The organism is Silvania hatchlandensis (assembly GCF_025564065.1).
Lineage (GTDB): Bacteria > Pseudomonadota > Gammaproteobacteria > Enterobacterales > Enterobacteriaceae > Enterobacter > Enterobacter hatchlandensis.
Genome location: NZ_JAMGZK010000045.1, coordinates 45,805 through 62,362 on the forward strand (window position 1 = coordinate 45,805; position 16,558 = coordinate 62,362).

General features: G+C 54.7%; 15 protein-coding genes. 8 read left to right on the plus strand and 7 right to left on the minus strand.

The window, feature by feature from the left end; genetic code table 11:
• Positions 1-119 precede the first annotated feature (119 nt).
• Positions 120-614, minus strand: coding sequence for a leucine-responsive transcriptional regulator Lrp (lrp, locus tag M8014_RS08440; protein WP_002439523.1), 495 nt, complete (start codon positions 612-614; stop codon positions 120-122).
• 232 nt (positions 615-846) lie between these two features.
• Between lrp and M8014_RS08445 the strand changes: the two genes are divergently transcribed.
• The 6 genes from M8014_RS08445 to infA all read left to right on the plus strand — a co-directional run bounded on the left by M8014_RS08445 (position 847) and on the right by infA (position 6,992).
• Positions 847-1,032 carry a hypothetical protein gene (locus tag M8014_RS08445; protein WP_271282075.1) on the plus strand — a complete coding sequence of 62 codons (186 nt, stop codon included), beginning with the start codon at positions 847-849 and terminating at the stop codon, positions 1,030-1,032.
• A 133-nt stretch (positions 1,033-1,165) separates the two neighbouring features.
• A complete protein-coding gene (gene trxB / locus M8014_RS08450) occupies positions 1,166-2,134 on the plus strand; it encodes a thioredoxin-disulfide reductase (protein ID WP_271282076.1) in 969 nt (322 codons plus the stop codon).
• Positions 2,135-2,247: 113 nt separating this feature from the next.
• On the plus strand, positions 2,248-4,014 hold the full coding sequence (gene cydD, locus M8014_RS08455) for a heme ABC transporter permease/ATP-binding protein CydD (RefSeq protein ID WP_271282077.1): 1,767 nt from the start codon (positions 2,248-2,250) through the stop codon (positions 4,012-4,014).
• Positions 4,014-5,735, plus strand: coding sequence for a heme ABC transporter ATP-binding protein/permease CydC (cydC, locus tag M8014_RS08460; RefSeq protein ID WP_271282078.1), 1,722 nt, complete (start codon positions 4,014-4,016; stop codon positions 5,733-5,735). Before cydD ends, cydC begins: the two co-directional genes overlap by 1 nt.
• 47 nt (positions 5,736-5,782) lie before the next feature.
• The gene (gene aat, locus M8014_RS08465; RefSeq protein ID WP_271282079.1) at positions 5,783-6,487 is read left to right on the plus strand and encodes a leucyl/phenylalanyl-tRNA--protein transferase; all 705 of its coding nucleotides are present in this window, start codon (positions 5,783-5,785) and stop codon (positions 6,485-6,487) included.
• 286 nt (positions 6,488-6,773) lie between these two features.
• Positions 6,774-6,992 carry a translation initiation factor IF-1 gene (infA, locus tag M8014_RS08470; RefSeq protein WP_002211347.1) on the plus strand — a complete coding sequence of 73 codons (219 nt, stop codon included), beginning with the start codon at positions 6,774-6,776 and terminating at the stop codon, positions 6,990-6,992.
• An 81-nt stretch (positions 6,993-7,073) separates the two neighbouring features.
• Here infA and M8014_RS08475 read toward each other — a convergent pair whose 3' ends face one another.
• From M8014_RS08475 to M8014_RS08485, 3 genes are read right to left on the minus strand one after another with little or no spacing between them, the layout of a single operon-like run.
• Positions 7,074-8,636, minus strand: a complete 1,563-nt coding sequence (locus M8014_RS08475; RefSeq protein ID WP_271282080.1) for a carbohydrate porin — start codon at positions 8,634-8,636, stop codon at positions 7,074-7,076.
• A 29-nt stretch (positions 8,637-8,665) separates the two neighbouring features.
• Positions 8,666-10,045, minus strand: a complete 1,380-nt coding sequence (locus tag M8014_RS08480; RefSeq protein ID WP_271282081.1) for an MFS transporter — start codon at positions 10,043-10,045, stop codon at positions 8,666-8,668.
• A 23-nt stretch (positions 10,046-10,068) separates the two neighbouring features.
• Positions 10,069-11,634 (minus strand): alpha-L-rhamnosidase-related protein, encoded by a 1,566-nt coding sequence (locus M8014_RS08485; protein ID WP_271282082.1) that lies wholly within the window; start codon positions 11,632-11,634, stop codon positions 10,069-10,071.
• A 197-nt stretch (positions 11,635-11,831) separates the two neighbouring features.
• Between M8014_RS08485 and M8014_RS08490 the strand changes: the two genes are divergently transcribed.
• Positions 11,832-12,653, plus strand: coding sequence for a helix-turn-helix domain-containing protein (locus tag M8014_RS08490; protein ID WP_271282083.1), 822 nt, complete (start codon positions 11,832-11,834; stop codon positions 12,651-12,653).
• A 32-nt stretch (positions 12,654-12,685) separates the two neighbouring features.
• On the opposite strand, the gene M8014_RS08495 is transcribed toward M8014_RS08490, so the two are convergent.
• The 3 genes from M8014_RS08495 to clpS form a co-directional block, all read right to left on the minus strand.
• Entirely contained in the window at positions 12,686-13,102 is a 417-nt protein-coding gene (locus M8014_RS08495; protein ID WP_271282084.1) for a hypothetical protein, read from the minus strand.
• A gap of 249 nt (positions 13,103-13,351) precedes the next feature.
• Positions 13,352-15,628 (minus strand): ATP-dependent Clp protease ATP-binding subunit ClpA, encoded by a 2,277-nt coding sequence (gene clpA / locus M8014_RS08500; protein WP_271282085.1) that lies wholly within the window; start codon positions 15,626-15,628, stop codon positions 13,352-13,354.
• A gap of 30 nt (positions 15,629-15,658) precedes the next feature.
• Positions 15,659-15,979, minus strand: a complete 321-nt coding sequence (gene clpS / locus M8014_RS08505; protein WP_271269399.1) for an ATP-dependent Clp protease adapter ClpS — start codon at positions 15,977-15,979, stop codon at positions 15,659-15,661.
• 321 nt (positions 15,980-16,300) lie between these two features.
• On the opposite strand from clpS, the gene cspD reads away from it, so the two are divergent.
• The gene (gene cspD / locus M8014_RS08510) at positions 16,301-16,522 is read left to right on the plus strand and encodes a cold shock-like protein CspD (protein ID WP_271282086.1); all 222 of its coding nucleotides are present in this window, start codon (positions 16,301-16,303) and stop codon (positions 16,520-16,522) included.
• The last annotated feature ends 36 nt before the right edge of the window (positions 16,523-16,558 follow it).

Sequence of the window (16,558 nt, forward strand, 5' to 3'; positions counted from 1 at the left end):
GTATCAGGCATTTCCGGCCTGAGTGCTAAAACGGACAACAGTGCCGGGATCCCGACACTGTTGCTGTATGGATTAACAGGAGTGTAATCAAAGTACGCTCATATTGCACCTGTTCCGTGTTAGCGCGTCTTAATAACCAGACGATTGCTCTGTTTGACTTCTTCCATTACCACATAGGTACGGGTGTCGTTCACGCCAGGCAGTCGCAGCAGGGTTTCACCCAGCAGCTTACGGTAAGCGGACATATCAGGTACACGGGTTTTCAACAGGTAGTCGAAATCGCCGGAAACCAAATGACACTCTTGAATTTCTTCCAGTTTTTGCACAGCGGAGTTAAATTGCTCAAACACATCCGGGGCACCACGATTCAGAGTAATCTCAACAAATACCAGAAGTGAGGCATCCAGATAATGCGGGTTCAGCAGAGCCGTATAGCCCTGAATAAAACCCTGTCTTTCCAGTCGGCGCACACGCTCAAGGCACGGCGTCGGGGAAAGTCCCACACGTTTTGAAAGCTCGACGTTGGAAATACGCCCATCCTTTTGCAACTCATTAAGAATGTTACGATCGATGCGGTCGAGATCTTTGCCAGGGCGCTTCTTACTATCTACCATTATTATTGTCTCTCTGTATTCCTTCCCTAACTCCTGCCAGGACCCTGTGCACTTCACTGTTCAGAGTCTTTCCCCGTGAGTAATCGCATCACCTGTATTTTAGTTTGCGCGATGTCGATTGGGGTTATGTGGTAAGAAGACCGTGCCCAAAGGCGGCCATCAACATCACGTATGGCATCTGTCCACACCATGCGTAGATTTCGCTGACCCGGTAAAAATGGTGATTTTGTGCATGACTATGCGTTACACAAAGGCCGTTTTTTTTTCTTCCTTCAATGTTTTCGCAAAAGCGCAGGGGATTGTCAAAGCAAAACATCGAAATTTAGTACAACATGCCGGATATTCATTGCGACCGGCGATTAATCCTCAACTTATCGCCGCAGTTTCGACCAATCGCCCAGGTCTGCTGGCGATATAATCAGCACCGCGGTACCACCGTTCATCGCCCTCTTCTATTGCAGCTATCGTTAACAAAATCGCTGCGCCCTTTTTTTACGGCAACAAATTCCCTACAATCCGTGAAAATATCTGCTAACAACAATGGGGATCTCATGGGCACGGCCAAACACAGTAAACTGCTAATCCTTGGTTCTGGACCTGCGGGATATACCGCAGCGGTCTATGCTGCACGCGCTAACCTGCAACCGGTACTGATTACGGGCATGGAAAAAGGCGGTCAGCTGACCACCACCACCGAAGTAGAAAACTGGCCAGGCGATCCTGAAGGCCTGACTGGGCCACTGCTGATGGAGCGTATGCACGAGCACGCCGCCAAATTTGATACCGAAATCATTTTTGACCACATCAACAAAGTCGATCTGCAGAACCGTCCGTTCCGCCTGATCGGCGACAACGCCGAATACACCTGCGACGCGCTGATCATTGCCACCGGGGCCTCTGCTCGCTACCTGGGTCTGCCGTCCGAAGAGGCGTTCAAAGGCCGCGGCGTGTCCGCCTGCGCCACCTGCGACGGTTTCTTCTACCGCAACCAGAAAGTGGCAGTCATTGGCGGAGGCAACACCGCCGTTGAAGAAGCGCTGTATCTGGCGAACATCGCCTCTGAAGTGCACCTGATCCACCGCCGCGATACCTTCCGCGCGGAAAAAATCCTGATCAAACGTCTGATGGATAAAGTGGCCAGCGGCAACATCGTGCTGCACACCCACCGCACCCTGGAAGAGGTGACCGGCGATCAGATGGGTGTAGCGGGTCTGCGCATTCGTGATACCCAGAACACGGACAACGTCGAGACGCTGGACGTTGCCGGTCTGTTTGTCGCCATCGGCCACAGCCCGAACACCGCGATTTTTGACGGTCAACTGGCGCTGGAGAACGGCTACATCAAAGTACAGTCCGGGATCCACGGTAATGCCACCCAGACCAGCATCCCTGGCGTATTCGCCGCAGGCGATGTGATGGACCATATTTACCGTCAGGCAATCACCTCTGCGGGCACCGGCTGTATGGCGGCGCTGGATGCAGAACGTTATCTCGACGGATTAGCCGACCAACGTAAATAATCTTTACAAGTCAGCTACAAACGTAAAAAAGGCGGCGATAAGTCGCCTTTATTGTCTCTGCGTTGTAACATTGCCGGGCCCAATACCCAATAACAGCACCTGCAAATCACGCAATGGAAAAAACCCGTCAACAAGAGCTGACTCGCTGGCTCAAGCAGCAAAGTGTACTTTCGCGCCGCTGGCTGAATATCTCCCGACTTTTGGGGTTTATCAGCGGCCTGTTGATTGTCGGTCAGGCCTGGCTTCTGGCTCGCATTCTTAATCACATGATCATGGAAAATATTCCACGGGAAGCGTTGCTTCTGCCGTTTATCGTGCTGATCCTGGTGTTTATCCTGCGTGCGTGGGTGGTCTGGCTGCGTGAGCGCGTGGGTTTTCACGCCGGGCAGAATATCCGCTACGAAATTCGCCGTCAGGTTCTCGACAGGCTGCATGAGGCCGGTCCCGCCTGGATTCAGGGCAAACCTGCCGGTAGCTGGGCCACGCTCGTCCTTGAGCAAATCGACGATATGCATGATTACTATGCCCGCTATCTGCCGCAGATGGCGCTGGCCGTGTTTGTGCCGGTACTGATCGTCCTCGCCATCCTGCCTTACAACTGGATTGCCGCGCTGATCCTGCTCGGCACCGCCCCGCTGATCCCGATGTTTATGGCGATGGTTGGAATGGGTGCTGCAGATGCTAACCGCCGCAATTTTCTGGCGCTGGGCCGACTCAGCGGCCACTTCCTCGACCGCCTGCGCGGAATGGACACGCTGCGCATCTTTGGTCGCGGTGAAGCCGAAACCGAAAACATCCGTCAGGCGTCGCAGGATTTTCGTCAGCGCACCATGGAAGTGCTGCGTCTGGCCTTCTTATCTTCCGGGGTGCTGGAGTTCTTTACCTCGCTGTGCATTGCGCTGGTGGCGGTCTATTTCGGCTTCTCCTATCTGGGCGCGTTTGATTTTGGTCACTACGGCACGGCAGTCACGCTTTCAGCCGGGTTCCTGGCGCTGATCCTTGCGCCGGAGTTTTTCCAGCCGCTGCGCGATTTAGGCACCTTTTACCATGCCAAAGCGCAAGCAGTCGGCGCGGCGGATAGCCTGAAAACCTTCCTTGAAACGCCTCTCGCCCATCCGCAGCGCGGCGACGTGACGCTGAATACCAGCAGTCCGGTCAGCGTTGAAGCAGACGATTTCTGTGTCCTGTCACCGGAAGGCAAAATACTGGCCGGGCCGCTGAATTTTACCCTCTCTGCGGGTCAACGGGTGGTGCTGGTCGGCACCAGCGGGTCGGGCAAAAGCTCCCTGCTGAATGCGCTATCCGGCTTTATGGCCTACAGCGGCTCGTTACGGATTAATCAGACTGAACTCTCGGCTCTGGATCCCGATGAATGGCGTAAGCACCTGAGCTGGGTCGGTCAGAACCCGCAGCTTCCGGCGGCAACGCTGCGCGAAAACGTGCTGCTGGCGCGCCCGGATGCGCGCGAAGATGAACTGCATTCCGTTCTCGATCGCGCCTGGGTCAGCGAATTTCTGCCGCTGCTGCCGAACGGTGTCGATACGGTCGTGGGCGATCAGGCTGCCGGGCTTTCAGTCGGCCAGGCGCAGCGTATCGCCCTCGCCCGCGCCCTGCTTAATCCGTGTCAGCTGTTGCTGCTGGACGAGCCCGCCGCCAGCCTGGATGCGCACAGCGAACAGCGTGTGATGCTGGCGCTGGATGAGGCTTCCCGGCAGCAAACGACGCTGATGGTGACCCACCAGTTGGAAGGTATTGCCCACTGGGATCAGATCTGGGTAATGGAAAATGGTCACCTTGTCGAACAGGGTGATTACGCGACGCTCGCTGCGGCTCAGGGACCTTTTGCTGCCCTGCTGGCTAACCGTCAGGAGGACATCTGATGCGTGCCTTACTGCCTTACCTGGCGCTTTATATGCGCCACAAATGGATGCTCACTCTTGGCATCGTGCTGGCAATCCTCACGCTGTTGGCAAGTATCGGCCTGCTGACGCTCTCCGGCTGGTTCCTGTCGGCTTCAGCAGTGGCCGGTTTTGCCGGGCTTTACAGCTTCAACTATATGCTGCCTGCTGCAGGCGTGCGCGGTACGGCAATCGCCCGAACCGCCGGACGTTATTTCGAGCGTGTGGTCAGCCATGACGCGACATTCCGGGTGCTGCAACATCTGCGGATCACCACGTTCAGCAAGCTGCTGCCCCTCTCCCCTGCCGGGTTGGCGCGCTATCGCCAGGGCGAACTGCTGAACCGCGTCGTCGCAGATGTGGATACGCTCGATCACCTTTACCTGCGCGTTATCTCCCCGTTGGTGGGCGCGTTCGTGGTGATTGTCGTGGTCACGCTGGGGCTCAGCCTGCTGGATGGCACTATCGCGCTGGCCCTCGGCGGGATTATGCTGCTGACCCTGTTTTTACTGCCGCCGCTGTTCTATCGCGCCGGGAAATCGACCGGCGAGAATCTGACCCGTCTGCGCGGCGAATACCGCCAACAGCTCACCTCCTGGCTGCAGGGTCAGGCGGAGCTGACGATTTTCGGTGCCAGCCGCCGCTATCGTGCGCAGATGGAAAATACCGAGATGAGCTGGCACGAAGCCCAGCGCAAGCAGTCGGAACTGACGGCCTTATCCCAGGCATTGATGCTGCTGATTGGCGGTTTTGCGGTGATTGCCATGCTGTGGATGGCCTCCGGCGGCGTGGGCGGCAATACGCAACCTGGCGCCCTGATCGCGCTGTTTGTCTTCTGCGCGCTGGCCGCGTTTGAAGCCCTCGCGCCCGTTACCGGGGCGTTTCAACATCTGGGTCAGGTGGTGGCGTCTGCGCTGCGCATCACCCAAATCACCAGCCAGCAGCCCGAAGTGCAGTTCAGCACCGCCTCCTCCGATGTGCCTGAACGGCTGGCTCTGCGCCTGACGGATGTGAGCTTTGCCTATGAAGGCCAGGCGCAGCCGGCGCTGGACAACGTTAACCTGACGATCCCCGCAGGCGCACACGTTGCGGTGCTCGGACGTACCGGCTGCGGCAAATCGACGCTGTTACAGCTGTTGACCCGCGCCTGGGACCCGGCGCAGGGCCAGATTCAGTTCAACGACACGCCGCTGATGCAGATCGGTGAAAAGGCGTTGCGTCAATCAGTGAGTGTAGTACCGCAGCGCGTGCATCTTTTCAGCGCGACCCTGCGCGAAAACCTGCTGTTAGCCGCCCCCGGCGCAGCAGACGATGTATTAAGCGCGATGCTGGCAAAAGTGGGCTTGCACAAGCTGCTGGAAGACGAGGGGCTGAACAGCTGGCTCGGCGAAGGCGGACGTCAGCTTTCCGGTGGCGAACTGCGCCGACTGGCGATTGCGCGCGCACTTCTGCATGATGCACCGCTGATGCTGCTCGATGAACCCACAGAAGGTCTGGATGCCACGACCGAGCGTCAGATCCTTGATTTACTGGCGAAAGAGATGCAGGACAAAACGCTGCTGATGGTGACGCACCGTCTGCGCGGACTGGCAGATTTCGATCAAATTATTGTGATGGACAACGGAAAAATTATTGAGCAAGGTAGTCATGCAGAGCTGTTGGCGAAACAGGGCCGCTACTACCAGTTTAAACAACGTCTGTAGTCTATATTTGAACCGATCCCTGCTTCGCGTACTGGAGTTTCGTTGTCATGCGCCTGGTCCAGCTTTCTCGTCATTCTCTGGCGTTCCCTTCTCCGGAAGGGGCGCTGCGTGAACCTAATGGTTTGCTGGCCCTGGGCGGCGACCTGAGTCCATCGCGATTACTGATGGCTTATCAGCACGGTATTTTTCCGTGGTTTTCTCCCGGCGACCCGATTTTATGGTGGTCGCCCGATCCCCGCGCCATCCTGTGGCCCACGCAATTTCATCTCAGCCGCAGCATGAAGCGCTTTCATGCCCGTTCCCCATATCGCGTGACCCTCAATCACGCCTTTGGACAGGTGATCGAAGGGTGCGCCAGCGACCGTTCAGAAGGCACCTGGGTCACGCCCGACGTGATTGCCGCCTATCACCGGCTACATGAGCTGGGGTATGCGCACTCGATAGAAGTGTGGCAGAACAATCAGCTGGTTGGTGGCATGTACGGGGTTGCTCAAGGAGCCCTGTTTTGCGGAGAATCGATGTTCAGCCGCGCCGTGAATGCATCTAAAACGGCACTGCTGGTCTTCTGCAACCGCTTCGCTCAGAGCGGTGGCAAGCTGATTGATTGCCAGGTCCTGAACGAACATACCGCCTCGCTGGGGGCGGTGGAGATCTCGCGACGCGAATATCTTGAGCATCTGGATGCCCTGCGGATGCAGAAATTACCGCAAAACTTCTGGGTGCCCGCGACGTTATTTACGCCGCAGGGGTAAATGTTTTCCGCATATTTTTCCCTATGATGCTATAATTGTGCCGCAGAGTAGGTTCTGCCTGTTGCCCCGCCGCCGTTTGGGAATAGTTCGCATCCGATAACGCCCTACCGTTTATCCTGCCACCTCCCCTTTACGTATGCGCTTTTCGTACGGTCGAACCGTGACGTCCGGGTAATACGCTGAAACTGCTTTGTTGCGTTTTAACCGCACAAATCTTTACTTAATTGATGAATTTCGGCATTATCTTGCCGGTTCAAAACTTGGTAGTGATACCCCAGAGGATTAGATGGCCAAAGAAGACAATATTGAAATGCAGGGTACCGTACTTGATACGTTACCTAACACCATGTTTCGCGTAGAACTGGAAAACGGTCACGTCGTTACCGCGCATATCTCCGGTAAAATGCGTAAAAACTATATCCGTATTCTGACGGGCGACAAAGTGACTGTTGAGCTGACCCCGTACGACCTGAGCAAAGGCCGCATTGTCTTCCGTAGTCGCTAAGAGTTTTCGCCGGTGATGGCGTACAGAGAATAATAAAGGCCGGGATATCCCGGCCTTTTGTTTTGCGTTGCTCAGAGGGTGTCAGAACCAGATTTCAGTCTGCACGCCAAAGTTCCACGTCCCGCCTGCGGTAAAGCCCTTACTGCCAAAGTCATCGTTGATGGCGTAGCGATCCAGCTCTTTATCCCAGTTCATCCAGGTCGCAAAAAGGCGAATTTCCGGTCGCGCCTTAATATCAAATACGTTGCCCACTTTAAACGTCGGCGCAAACGTCAGCTTGTAAAAATCCCCCTTCACTGCCTGATACTGATTCACCTCGCCGTCTGAACGGTAGGTTCGTCCGTTGGGATCCAAATCCATATATTGCCAGGATGCTTCATAGAGCAGCGCAAAGTGCGGACTTAAGGCCTGAGACGCACGCACGTTGAAGCTTGCCCAGTCGTAACGGTCCCCGTCGCGGTAGCGATCTTCACTGTGCTGGGCAATAACCGACGGCGCAATTTCCCAGTTTTTCGCCACCGGCAGAATGCCATACGAGGCGAAACGTAACGAGATGGCATTATCCGTCAGATCGCCGTCGCTGCCCGGCTGACGCGCTTCTGCCCCCAGTCCCCCGCCAAACTGCAGGGCGGTTTCGGATACCCCTTTGGTCAGCCCGTAAAACTGCTGTTTATCATGGTACGCCAGCATCGCGTAGTACCCGTTTTGTGCGATGTTGTCGCTACGCAGGGCATAACTTCCCGTCGTGGAGGTATTGTCTTTAAGTTCGTCATTCCCCTGCGCCGTCATGCCGGTGAGCATTAGCTGCCAGTTACCGTAGAAGTGGTTAGCCGTGAGCATCAGGTTCTGAATGTCGTTGTCTTCATAATGTGAACTGCCCAGATCGCCGAAGTTGCGTCCATACAGGGAGTAGTCACCTTTCAGATTGTTGGTCCACTGCACGTCGTAGATCCCGGCTCCGGTGCCGCCGAGGAACATGATATCGCTGTCGGTGAAGTGAATATCAAAGTTGTCCCTGTCAAAACGCTTCCCGGCCCAGAGGTAAGCATTCTGTACCGGCCCGGAAAACTCCGGGAAGTTGCCCATCTCAACGTACATCTGTCGCACGTTGATGTGGTGGCTGTCGTTATCCTGTACCCAGGGATCGGGGTTGGTGGCGCCATCGGCAATCATGGTTTTAAAATGCGCCCACGAGCCGTCATCAAAGGTCATGCGCTTCCCGAAACTGAGCTCGATGTAATTGTCTTCTTCGTTGCCCAGTCGCCCGACGTGCGCGTCACCGTTCAGGGAACTGGCCGGCGACACGCCCGGCCCGCCGCGTCCGCCTTTACCGTGGTTATTGATCAGCAATCCAGAGCGAGCGTAGGCATTAAATTCAAACCCGTCCGCGAGCGCGTTTTTCTGCTGCTTTTGGCTGACGGTTTCCACTTTTTTATCGGTGGCCTGGGCCTGCTGGCTCAGAGTCGCGACCTGCTCTTCTGCTTTAACCGCGCGCTTTTCTGCCTCGGCGGTGCGTTGTTCCGCCATGCTCAGACGCTGCTCCAGCTGCGCCAGACGTTGTTCGACACTTTGTCCGTCGGCAAACACATACGACGGTGAAAAAAGGGCGCAGCAAACCGCTGCGCTCATCACAGAGATGCGCATAGATGTCCTGTTATCAGAAAGGGGTCAGTTTAAATAACGGCAGATTTTTTAAGTTTAGGTTCGTCGTCTTTCGCGAAAATCCCGGCATCCAGATCGGCCCGGATCGCCTCGAAGCTGTCGTCGAGCCGGTAGAAACGACCGATCCAGAACATCGACGCCACAATCAGCCCGGCGGGGATCCACAGATAGCAGGCTTTGATAGCAAACAGCGCGTCCGGGGATTGCACGCTGTTCGCAATATAGCCGCCAGAAGAGAGCAGAAAACCGGTGATCGCCCCTGCCCCTGCCATCGCCACCTTGCCGAGAAAACCGTTGATGGAGGTCAAAATACCCGCGGTATTGATACCCGTTTTCCAGACGCCGTAATCCACCGGGTCGGCCTGCATTGAGAAGTAGATTGCTGTACGCTGGCCTGCGCCAAGCGACAGGACGATGGCACCAATAATTAATCCCCAGTAGTTCACCCCGGCGACGATCATGATGCCCATGCCGATAAGGTTAATGGTACTGGCCACCAGGTAGACATGGCGTTTTTTCATTTTGCCCGCGAGGAACGGCACCGTCAGCGTACCGAGCAACGGCACAAAGGAGGCGATCCCGGCCACGATGGCGGTCAGTTCACTGCTGCCGACGTAGTAGTGGAAGAAATAGACCAGCGCCCCGGTCTGGAAGAAGAACGCGCCCCACATCAGGAAGATGTTCAGCGCGAACACTTTCCACGGCGTGTTGGATTTCAGGCCCGTCCAGGCACGTTTAAGCGTCATGCGCTCCTGGGTGATCGTGATCTTCTCCTCAACGTTGCGGAAACTGATCAGCAGGAAGAAGGTCGCAATCACGCCAAACACAATGGCGGTGTACAAAAAACCCTGCGCCTGATTGCCCTGCCCCAATGCGCCGACCAGCGGCAGCGTGGCAACCGCCACAATGGTGGAGCCCAGCGAGCCCAACAGAATACGCACAGCCGATAAGGTGGTGCGCTCCTGTGAATCCGCAGTCAGGAACGGCAGCATCGCGCAGAAGGGAATATTGACGATTGTGTACAGGAATGACAGGCAGAGATAGGTGATAAAGGCATAGATCAGCTTCCCGGTGGTACCGAAATCAGGAACGTAAAATGCCAGAATACACATCAAACCAAAGGGTACCGCGCCAATCAGCAGCCACGGGCGGCAGCGCCCCCAGCGGGTGGTGGTATTGTCGATCATCAGCCCCATCAACACATCCGCCACGCCATCGACCAGCCGCGTCACGAGGAACATGATCCCGACCCAGTAAGCCGGTAAGTTCATCACATCGGTATAAAAGAACATCAGATACAGGGAAATCAGCTGCCAGACCAGGTTACAGGAGAGATCGGCGATCCCGTAGCCTAACCGTTGCCGCCATAGCATTAAGAATGATTTAGCCATTTTGTCCACTTTATAGTTGTTTATCAGAGACCGAACTGGCGGATAAACCAGGCCGGGGTACAGCTCCACGCATGGCAGTAACTGTTAATGAGCTTACTGCCATAAGGAGAGAAATCGGGTCTTTCTGGATCAAATAATTCCCAGAAGGTATCCGCCCCGTCGTCCACCATCGCCCCCCAGTAGGCTTTAATCTCGGCCACGGCACGTTCACGCAGCCCGCATTTCAACAGCGCGGCAATAAAGTGATGGCGTAGATAGGGGGTGTTCATTCCCACTGATGGGGGAGACTGAATCAAATTGCTGAGAACTTTTTGCTGATGCGCCACATCGCCCACGTCGGCCAGCACCAGCCAGATTTGCGAGGCGGCGCTGATCTGGCGCTGAGCGCCGCTGACATAAAATCCTGCTGTCTTATCCCACAGCTGATGGGCAGCGCGTTTCACCTGTGCCAGCTTGTCGTTCAGCATTTCCCCCTGGGCAGGGTCGCAAATCTCTGCCAGCCGAACGGCTTTTTCGATGCAGTAGATGAGCACTCCCTGGGATGCGGCCTGCTTATTAAGCCGATCGTGCCAGTCGATAAACGACCACCAGTCGTCACCATCGATGACCAGCCCGTCATGGCAACGCGCCAGCGCCAGTTCGACCTGACGAAGGGCGACAGGCCACAGGGCATCGGCGGTGTGTCTGTCGTCGGTCGCCTGCAGATAGTTGTAGAGGGTGTCGACAAAAAAGAGTGAATAATCAAACAGAAACGTATCGTCAGCCACCACATCAGGACGAACAAAGATATTGGCAGACACCATCCCGTCTGCGCGGCGATGACCGGCAAACAGATACAGGCAGCGGCGAACAAGGTCGTGATTCGCGAAGGTAACGTCATTTACCAGCGCCTGTAAGCGCAGATCCCCCAGCCATAAACGACGATCGCGCTTCGGCCCGTCTTCGAACACCTCCTGCATGCAATTGCGCAGGGTTCTGACCGCCACTTCATCTATTTTTCGCAGCTGTGGATCGGTAGATTCACAGGCTGGATATTCCAGTGGGGCGGAGCTGACGCTATTTAAGGTGATCTGCTTAAAGCGCAGCTGATATTTTGGCGACAGCGCCACGACGCGAATTTTCAGATAACGGAAGCAGTAGCGGCGTGCCAGCGTAATATCTGCCGGCAGGATATCAAGATATTCATGATGTTGTTGTAACCAGCTGCTGCTTAACCATCCTTGATAATCGCTGAACGGCTCGGCCATTTCGCACAGCGTTTCGCCAAAAATAAACTCCAGATGGGCGGGTGCATCCGGCGGGCTGCCTGCGGCTTCACAGCTAAAATTTAACCAGCCGACACCGTGAGTGCCAAAATCCAGAATAAAGGTATCGCCCGGCGAGAAGCTTTTTGTTAGCCATGTACTGGCATCGGCTACCTTTTCGGCGCGCCAGCCGAGCAATGCGGAATTATCGACAACCGGGTTGATGACGCTGACCGGCGAAATAGCCTGAGAATGGAGTGTTGGCATTAATGCGCTGGCGTTGGCAAGGAACTGCTCATCGCGAAGCATAGTGAGATTATGGTGCTGCTGGATTGCCTGAGACATACTGCGTCCTCTGTAAGATTTCAGGCAGAATAAAGTTCATCCGGGAACCCAGCCACTCTGATAGTGCCAACCCCCTGCGAAGGTTGGCACTGCGAGTGAGGTCGACCTGAGAATGTTCACACTTTGTAAAAGAGGGCTTCTGTCGGGTGGGTAAATCTATTATGGTGCTCGCAGCTTTCCTTGCCGCAGGATAATTTATGAACACCTTAACCGTTGAGCATTATTTCAGTTCCATCCACGACAAACTCGCGCTTTATAGAAGCGACCCGGAAGATAATAGCTGCGAGCATTGCCATGAATTTGATGAACTGGTTATTGTTGAGCAAGGACATGGTCTGCACGTTATTAACGGAAAGCCACTTTATATCCAGCAAGGGGATATTTTTTATGTGCAGCGCGGCGACTCTCACTTTTATGATGAACTGGGGACGTTGAAGCTGATTAATATCCTTATCAATCCCGTGGCTAATTTTGTTTTCTTACAGCAAACAGAATCCCTGCTGCAACGATTCTCAGTGCGGGATGCGCGCTGCTATACATGGCTGGCACCGGATGCGCGAATGCAGTGTAATTCGCTAATTGATAAAATCTTCAGTTCCCAGCCGCTCCGGGCTGAGCAGCGGGAGTCGCTTTTTTTCCAGCTGGTCAATACGCTGCTGCAGGCGCAGTCGGAGGTTAACCATAACAACACCCGTTATAAATTGCATAAGCTGCTGAACCACTTACAGGAAAACTGTTTTGAAGAGTATGACTGGAATGACCTCGCAAAGCAGTTTCATTTAACCCCAAGAACCGCGTTTCGGCATATCAAAGCCGCAACAGGCATGACGCCAGAAAATTATGTTAAGCACCTGAGGCTGGTATCGGCTCGGGTCAAAGTCCGTGAAACCGACATGACCATTACCGAAATCGCCTTCCTGTGCGGTTTTGCCAACAGCAGCCATTTCAGCACCCTGTATAAAAAAGTCTTTTCGATTACGCCAAGTGAAGAGCGCCGACGGGTTGAAATTTGCGGCTAGTGCGCCTGAATGTCTCAGGCGCAGGATTGGCATCAGTGAATGCTCACCACCGTCATATCTGCCAGCATGCTATGTGTAATATCGTGTAGCAGCCCGGTGAGATGCGGGAGCTGATCGCGATCGAAATGCGACACCAGCAGGACATGGTTTAGCGCGCGGCAGTAGTCGCACTGGGTTTCGGTGCTGTCCAGCAGCCACTCTTTTCTCTGCGCAGGTTGTAACTCATCGTCATCAAGCACGCGAAAATCAGTCATCGATTTTTCGAGCTCAGCGTTGAATGCCTCAAGATAAGCGGCAAGGCAGCGAGCGATGGGCTGCGTTTGCGGTAGCGAGTCGCAATCCACCAGGATTTCAGTCAGCAGGTTGCAGCGCGCTGCGAGGGTGGCGAGATCGGGGGTGTTGAGTTCGAGTTCGCTGTATAGTTGGGAAATAGTATTTTCATTAAGCATAAATCATCCTTTATGCACGGGTAATTTTCATTGTGCACACTCTCAGGACGCCAATCCTGACACCTGATTTTGCAGGTGCGCCGCCATTTTATTACTGTGGTTTTATCCAGCAATAATCTTGTTTCAATTCTGGATAGCGCCTCGCAAAGTTTGATGTAGCCATGGCAATGGGATCCCCACAACTTGCTGATTTTATTCAGGCATAAAAAAACCGGGCTTTCGCCCGGTTTTTATCATCAGTACAAAATCTTAGTGTGCCGCTTCCGGCTTATGCTTCTGCGCACTCTGGAAATCGTACGTCAGCTCGCCCTTCTCCTGGTCCAGCGCCACCGTCACCTGGCCGCCGTCCACCAGTGAGCCAAACAGCAGCTCGTTGGCCAGCGGTTTCTTCAGGTTGTCCTGAATCACACGCGCCATTGGACGGGCACCCATTGCACGGTCGTAGCCTTTCTCGGCCAGCCAGTCGCGCGCCTCCTGACTGACTTCCAGCGACACGCCTTTCTGATCCAGCTGAACCTGCAGCTCGACGATGAACTTGTCCACCACCTGATGGATCACCTCGGTCGACAGGTGATCGAACCAGATAATATTGTCCAGACGGTTACGGAACTCCGGCGTAAAGACCTTCTTGATCTCTTCCATCGCATCGGTGCTGTTATCCTGGTGGATCAGGCCAATGGATTTACGCTCGGTTTCACGCACCCCGGCGTTGGTGGTCATCACCATCACCACGTTGCGGAAGTCCGCCTTGCGCCCGTTGTTGTCGGTCAGCGTGCCGTTGTCCATGACCTGCAGCAGCAGGTTAAAGACGTCCGGGTGCGCTTTCTCGATTTCATCGAGCAGCAGAACCGCGTGCGGATGCTTAATCACCGCATCGGTAAGCAGGCCGCCCTGGTCAAAGCCCACATATCCCGGAGGCGCACCGATCAGACGACTGACGGTGTGACGCTCCATATACTCGGACATATCAAAACGAAGCAGCTCAATGCCCAGCGCTTTGGAGAGCTGAACCGTGACCTCGGTTTTCCCTACCCCGGTCGGACCGGCGAACAGGAAAGAACCCACTGGCTTATGGTCGTGCCCCAGTCCGGCGCGGGCCATCTTAATGGCTTCGGTTAACGCCTCAATGGCTTTACCCTGCCCAAAGACCAGCATTTTCAGACGATCGCTGAGGTTTTTCAGCGTGTCGCGGTCGCTCTGAGAAACGCTCTTCTCAGGGATACGCGCGATGCGTGCGACTACGGATTCGATATCCGCCACGTTAACCGTTTTCTTCCGCTTGCTGACCGGCATCAGACGCGCACGCGCACCCGCTTCGTCGATCACATCAATCGCTTTATCCGGTAGATGACGGTCGTTGATATATTTCACCGCCAGCTCCACCGCCGCACGCACCGCTTTCGCGGTATAACGCACGTCGTGGTGCGCTTCGTACTTCGGTTTCAGGCCGTTGATTATCTGTACAGTCTCTTCAACAGAAGGCTCAGTGATGTCGATTTTCTGGAAGCGACGCGCCAGAGCACGGTCTTTTTCGAAAATGTTGCTGAACTCCTGATAGGTGGTCGAGCCCATCACACGAATCTTGCCGCTGGAGAGCAGCGGTTTTATCAGGTTAGCCGCATCCACCTGGCCACCCGATGCCGCACCGGCACCAATGATGGTATGGATTTCATCAATAAACAGGATGCTGCTGGTATCCTGCTCCAGCTGCTTGAGCAGCGCTTTGAAACGTTTTTCAAAATCACCGCGGTACTTGGTTCCGGCCAGCAGAGAGCCAATATCGAGCGAGTAAATAGTGCAATCGGCGATCACTTCCGGTACGTCGCCCTGCACGATACGCCAGGCCAGCCCTTCGGCGATGGCGGTTTTACCCACGCCCGACTCCCCCACCAGCAGCGGGTTGTTCTTGCGACGACGGCACAGGACCTGAATTGCTCGTTCCAGCTCTTTATCGCGGCCGATCAGCGGGTCGATACCGCCAACGCGAGCAAGCTGGTTAAGATTGGTGGTGAAGTTTTCCATACGTTCCTCCCCGCCTGCTTGCTCTTCGCTGTTAACCTGATTGCTGGAATCCGATGCCTGATTCGGCTCGTCTTTGCGCGTTCCATGAGAGATGAAGTTCACCACGTCGAGGCGGCTGACTTCGTGCTTACGCAGAAGATACGCAGCCTGCGACTCCTGCTCGCTGAAGATGGCAACCAGCACGTTGGCGCCGGTAACTTCGCTACGTCCGGAGGACTGGACGTGGAATACCGCGCGCTGCAGAACGCGCTGGAAGCTGAGCGTCGGCTGCGTGTCGCGCTCCTCTTCGCTGACGGGCAGCACCGGTGTGGTTTGTTCGATGAAGGCTTCGAGCTCCTGGCGCAGTGCGACCAGATCCACGGAGCACGCTTCCAGCGCTTCACGGGCGGATGGATTGCTAAGCAGTGCAAGCAGCAAGTGCTCGACCGTCATAAATTCATGTCGGTGCTCACGCGCTCTGGCGAAAGCCATGTTTAAACTGAGTTCCAGTTCTTGATTGAGCATAGGCACCTCCCCCAATTTTCATTGCCTTATTCAGGCTTTTTCCAGCGTACACAGCAACGGATGCTCATTCTCCCTCGCGTACTCGTTCACCATCGCCACTTTGGTTTCGGCGACTTCTGCCGTAAACACGCCGCAGATCGCTTTGCCATGATAGTGAACCGTAAGCATCAGTTGCGTTGCACGTTCTACATCATAAGAAAAGAACTTTTGTAGCACGTCAATAACAAATTCCATCGGCGTGTAATCATCGTTCATTAACATAACTTTATACATAGATGGCGGTTTTAGCGCGTCGCGCACTTTATCTTCCGCCAACTTGTCAAAATCCAGCCAGTCGTTCGTCTTACCCATTGTCAGTCGTCATCATCGTTTTATGGTCTCCGGTCACGTGTTCTGACGCAGGCCGAAGGCTATACATACCTTGAATCTACCTCAGATGTCAGATAACTCACATCTATTATTGCCATCCGCGATATCTGTCACAATACCCGTCAATAGCGTTAACTGCTTCAAATTTTGATTCATTTTTCACCCCATAACCCCGGCAAATGCTTGACGATCTCTTTGGTTTATCTAAATTGTACAGGCGTGAGTTGGCGAGGTTTTAACCAGCCCCCGCTCCACCACCGGTTCAATACATCTTACTAATAAGATTTCGAAGGATGTCGAAGCATGGAAACGGGTACTGTTAAGTGGTTCAACAACGCCAAAGGGTTTGGTTTCATTTGCCCTGAAGGCGGTGGCGAAGACATATTCGCCCATTACTCAACCATTCAGATGGATGGTTACAGAACGTTAAAAGCCGGGCAGGCCGTCCGGTTCGATGTACACCTGGGGCCGAAAGGCAATCATGCCAGCGTCATTGTGCCTGTCGAAGCAGAAGCGGTGGCGTAGCTCTCTGTTTTATTGTGTACACCCCGCACTCAAAAT

Bases quoted from the DNA above. Each gene is read 5' to 3' on its own strand.
- aat (WP_271282079.1), top strand. From the start codon at position 5,783: ATGCGCCTGGTCCAGCTTTCTCGTCATTCTCTGGCGTTCCCTTCTCCG.
- clpA (WP_271282085.1), bottom strand. From the start codon at position 15,628: ATGCTCAATCAAGAACTGGAACTCAGTTTAAACATGGCTTTCGCCAGA.
- cydC (WP_271282078.1), top strand. From the start codon at position 4,014: ATGCGTGCCTTACTGCCTTACCTGGCGCTTTATATGCGCCACAAATGG.
- lrp (WP_002439523.1), bottom strand. From the start codon at position 614: ATGGTAGATAGTAAGAAGCGCCCTGGCAAAGATCTCGACCGCATCGAT.
- cspD (WP_271282086.1), top strand. From the start codon at position 16,301: ATGGAAACGGGTACTGTTAAGTGGTTCAACAACGCCAAAGGGTTTGGT.
- cydD (WP_271282077.1), top strand. From the start codon at position 2,248: ATGGAAAAAACCCGTCAACAAGAGCTGACTCGCTGGCTCAAGCAGCAA.
- clpS (WP_271269399.1), bottom strand. From the start codon at position 15,979: ATGGGTAAGACGAACGACTGGCTGGATTTTGACAAGTTGGCGGAAGAT.
- trxB (WP_271282076.1), top strand. From the start codon at position 1,166: ATGGGCACGGCCAAACACAGTAAACTGCTAATCCTTGGTTCTGGACCT.
- M8014_RS08475 (WP_271282080.1), bottom strand. From the start codon at position 8,636: ATGCGCATCTCTGTGATGAGCGCAGCGGTTTGCTGCGCCCTTTTTTCA.
- M8014_RS08485 (WP_271282082.1), bottom strand. From the start codon at position 11,634: ATGTCTCAGGCAATCCAGCAGCACCATAATCTCACTATGCTTCGCGAT.
- M8014_RS08445 (WP_271282075.1), top strand. From the start codon at position 847: ATGACTATGCGTTACACAAAGGCCGTTTTTTTTTCTTCCTTCAATGTT.
- M8014_RS08490 (WP_271282083.1), top strand. From the start codon at position 11,832: ATGAACACCTTAACCGTTGAGCATTATTTCAGTTCCATCCACGACAAA.
- M8014_RS08480 (WP_271282081.1), bottom strand. From the start codon at position 10,045: ATGGCTAAATCATTCTTAATGCTATGGCGGCAACGGTTAGGCTACGGG.
- M8014_RS08495 (WP_271282084.1), bottom strand. From the start codon at position 13,102: ATGCTTAATGAAAATACTATTTCCCAACTATACAGCGAACTCGAACTC.
- infA (WP_002211347.1), top strand. From the start codon at position 6,774: ATGGCCAAAGAAGACAATATTGAAATGCAGGGTACCGTACTTGATACG.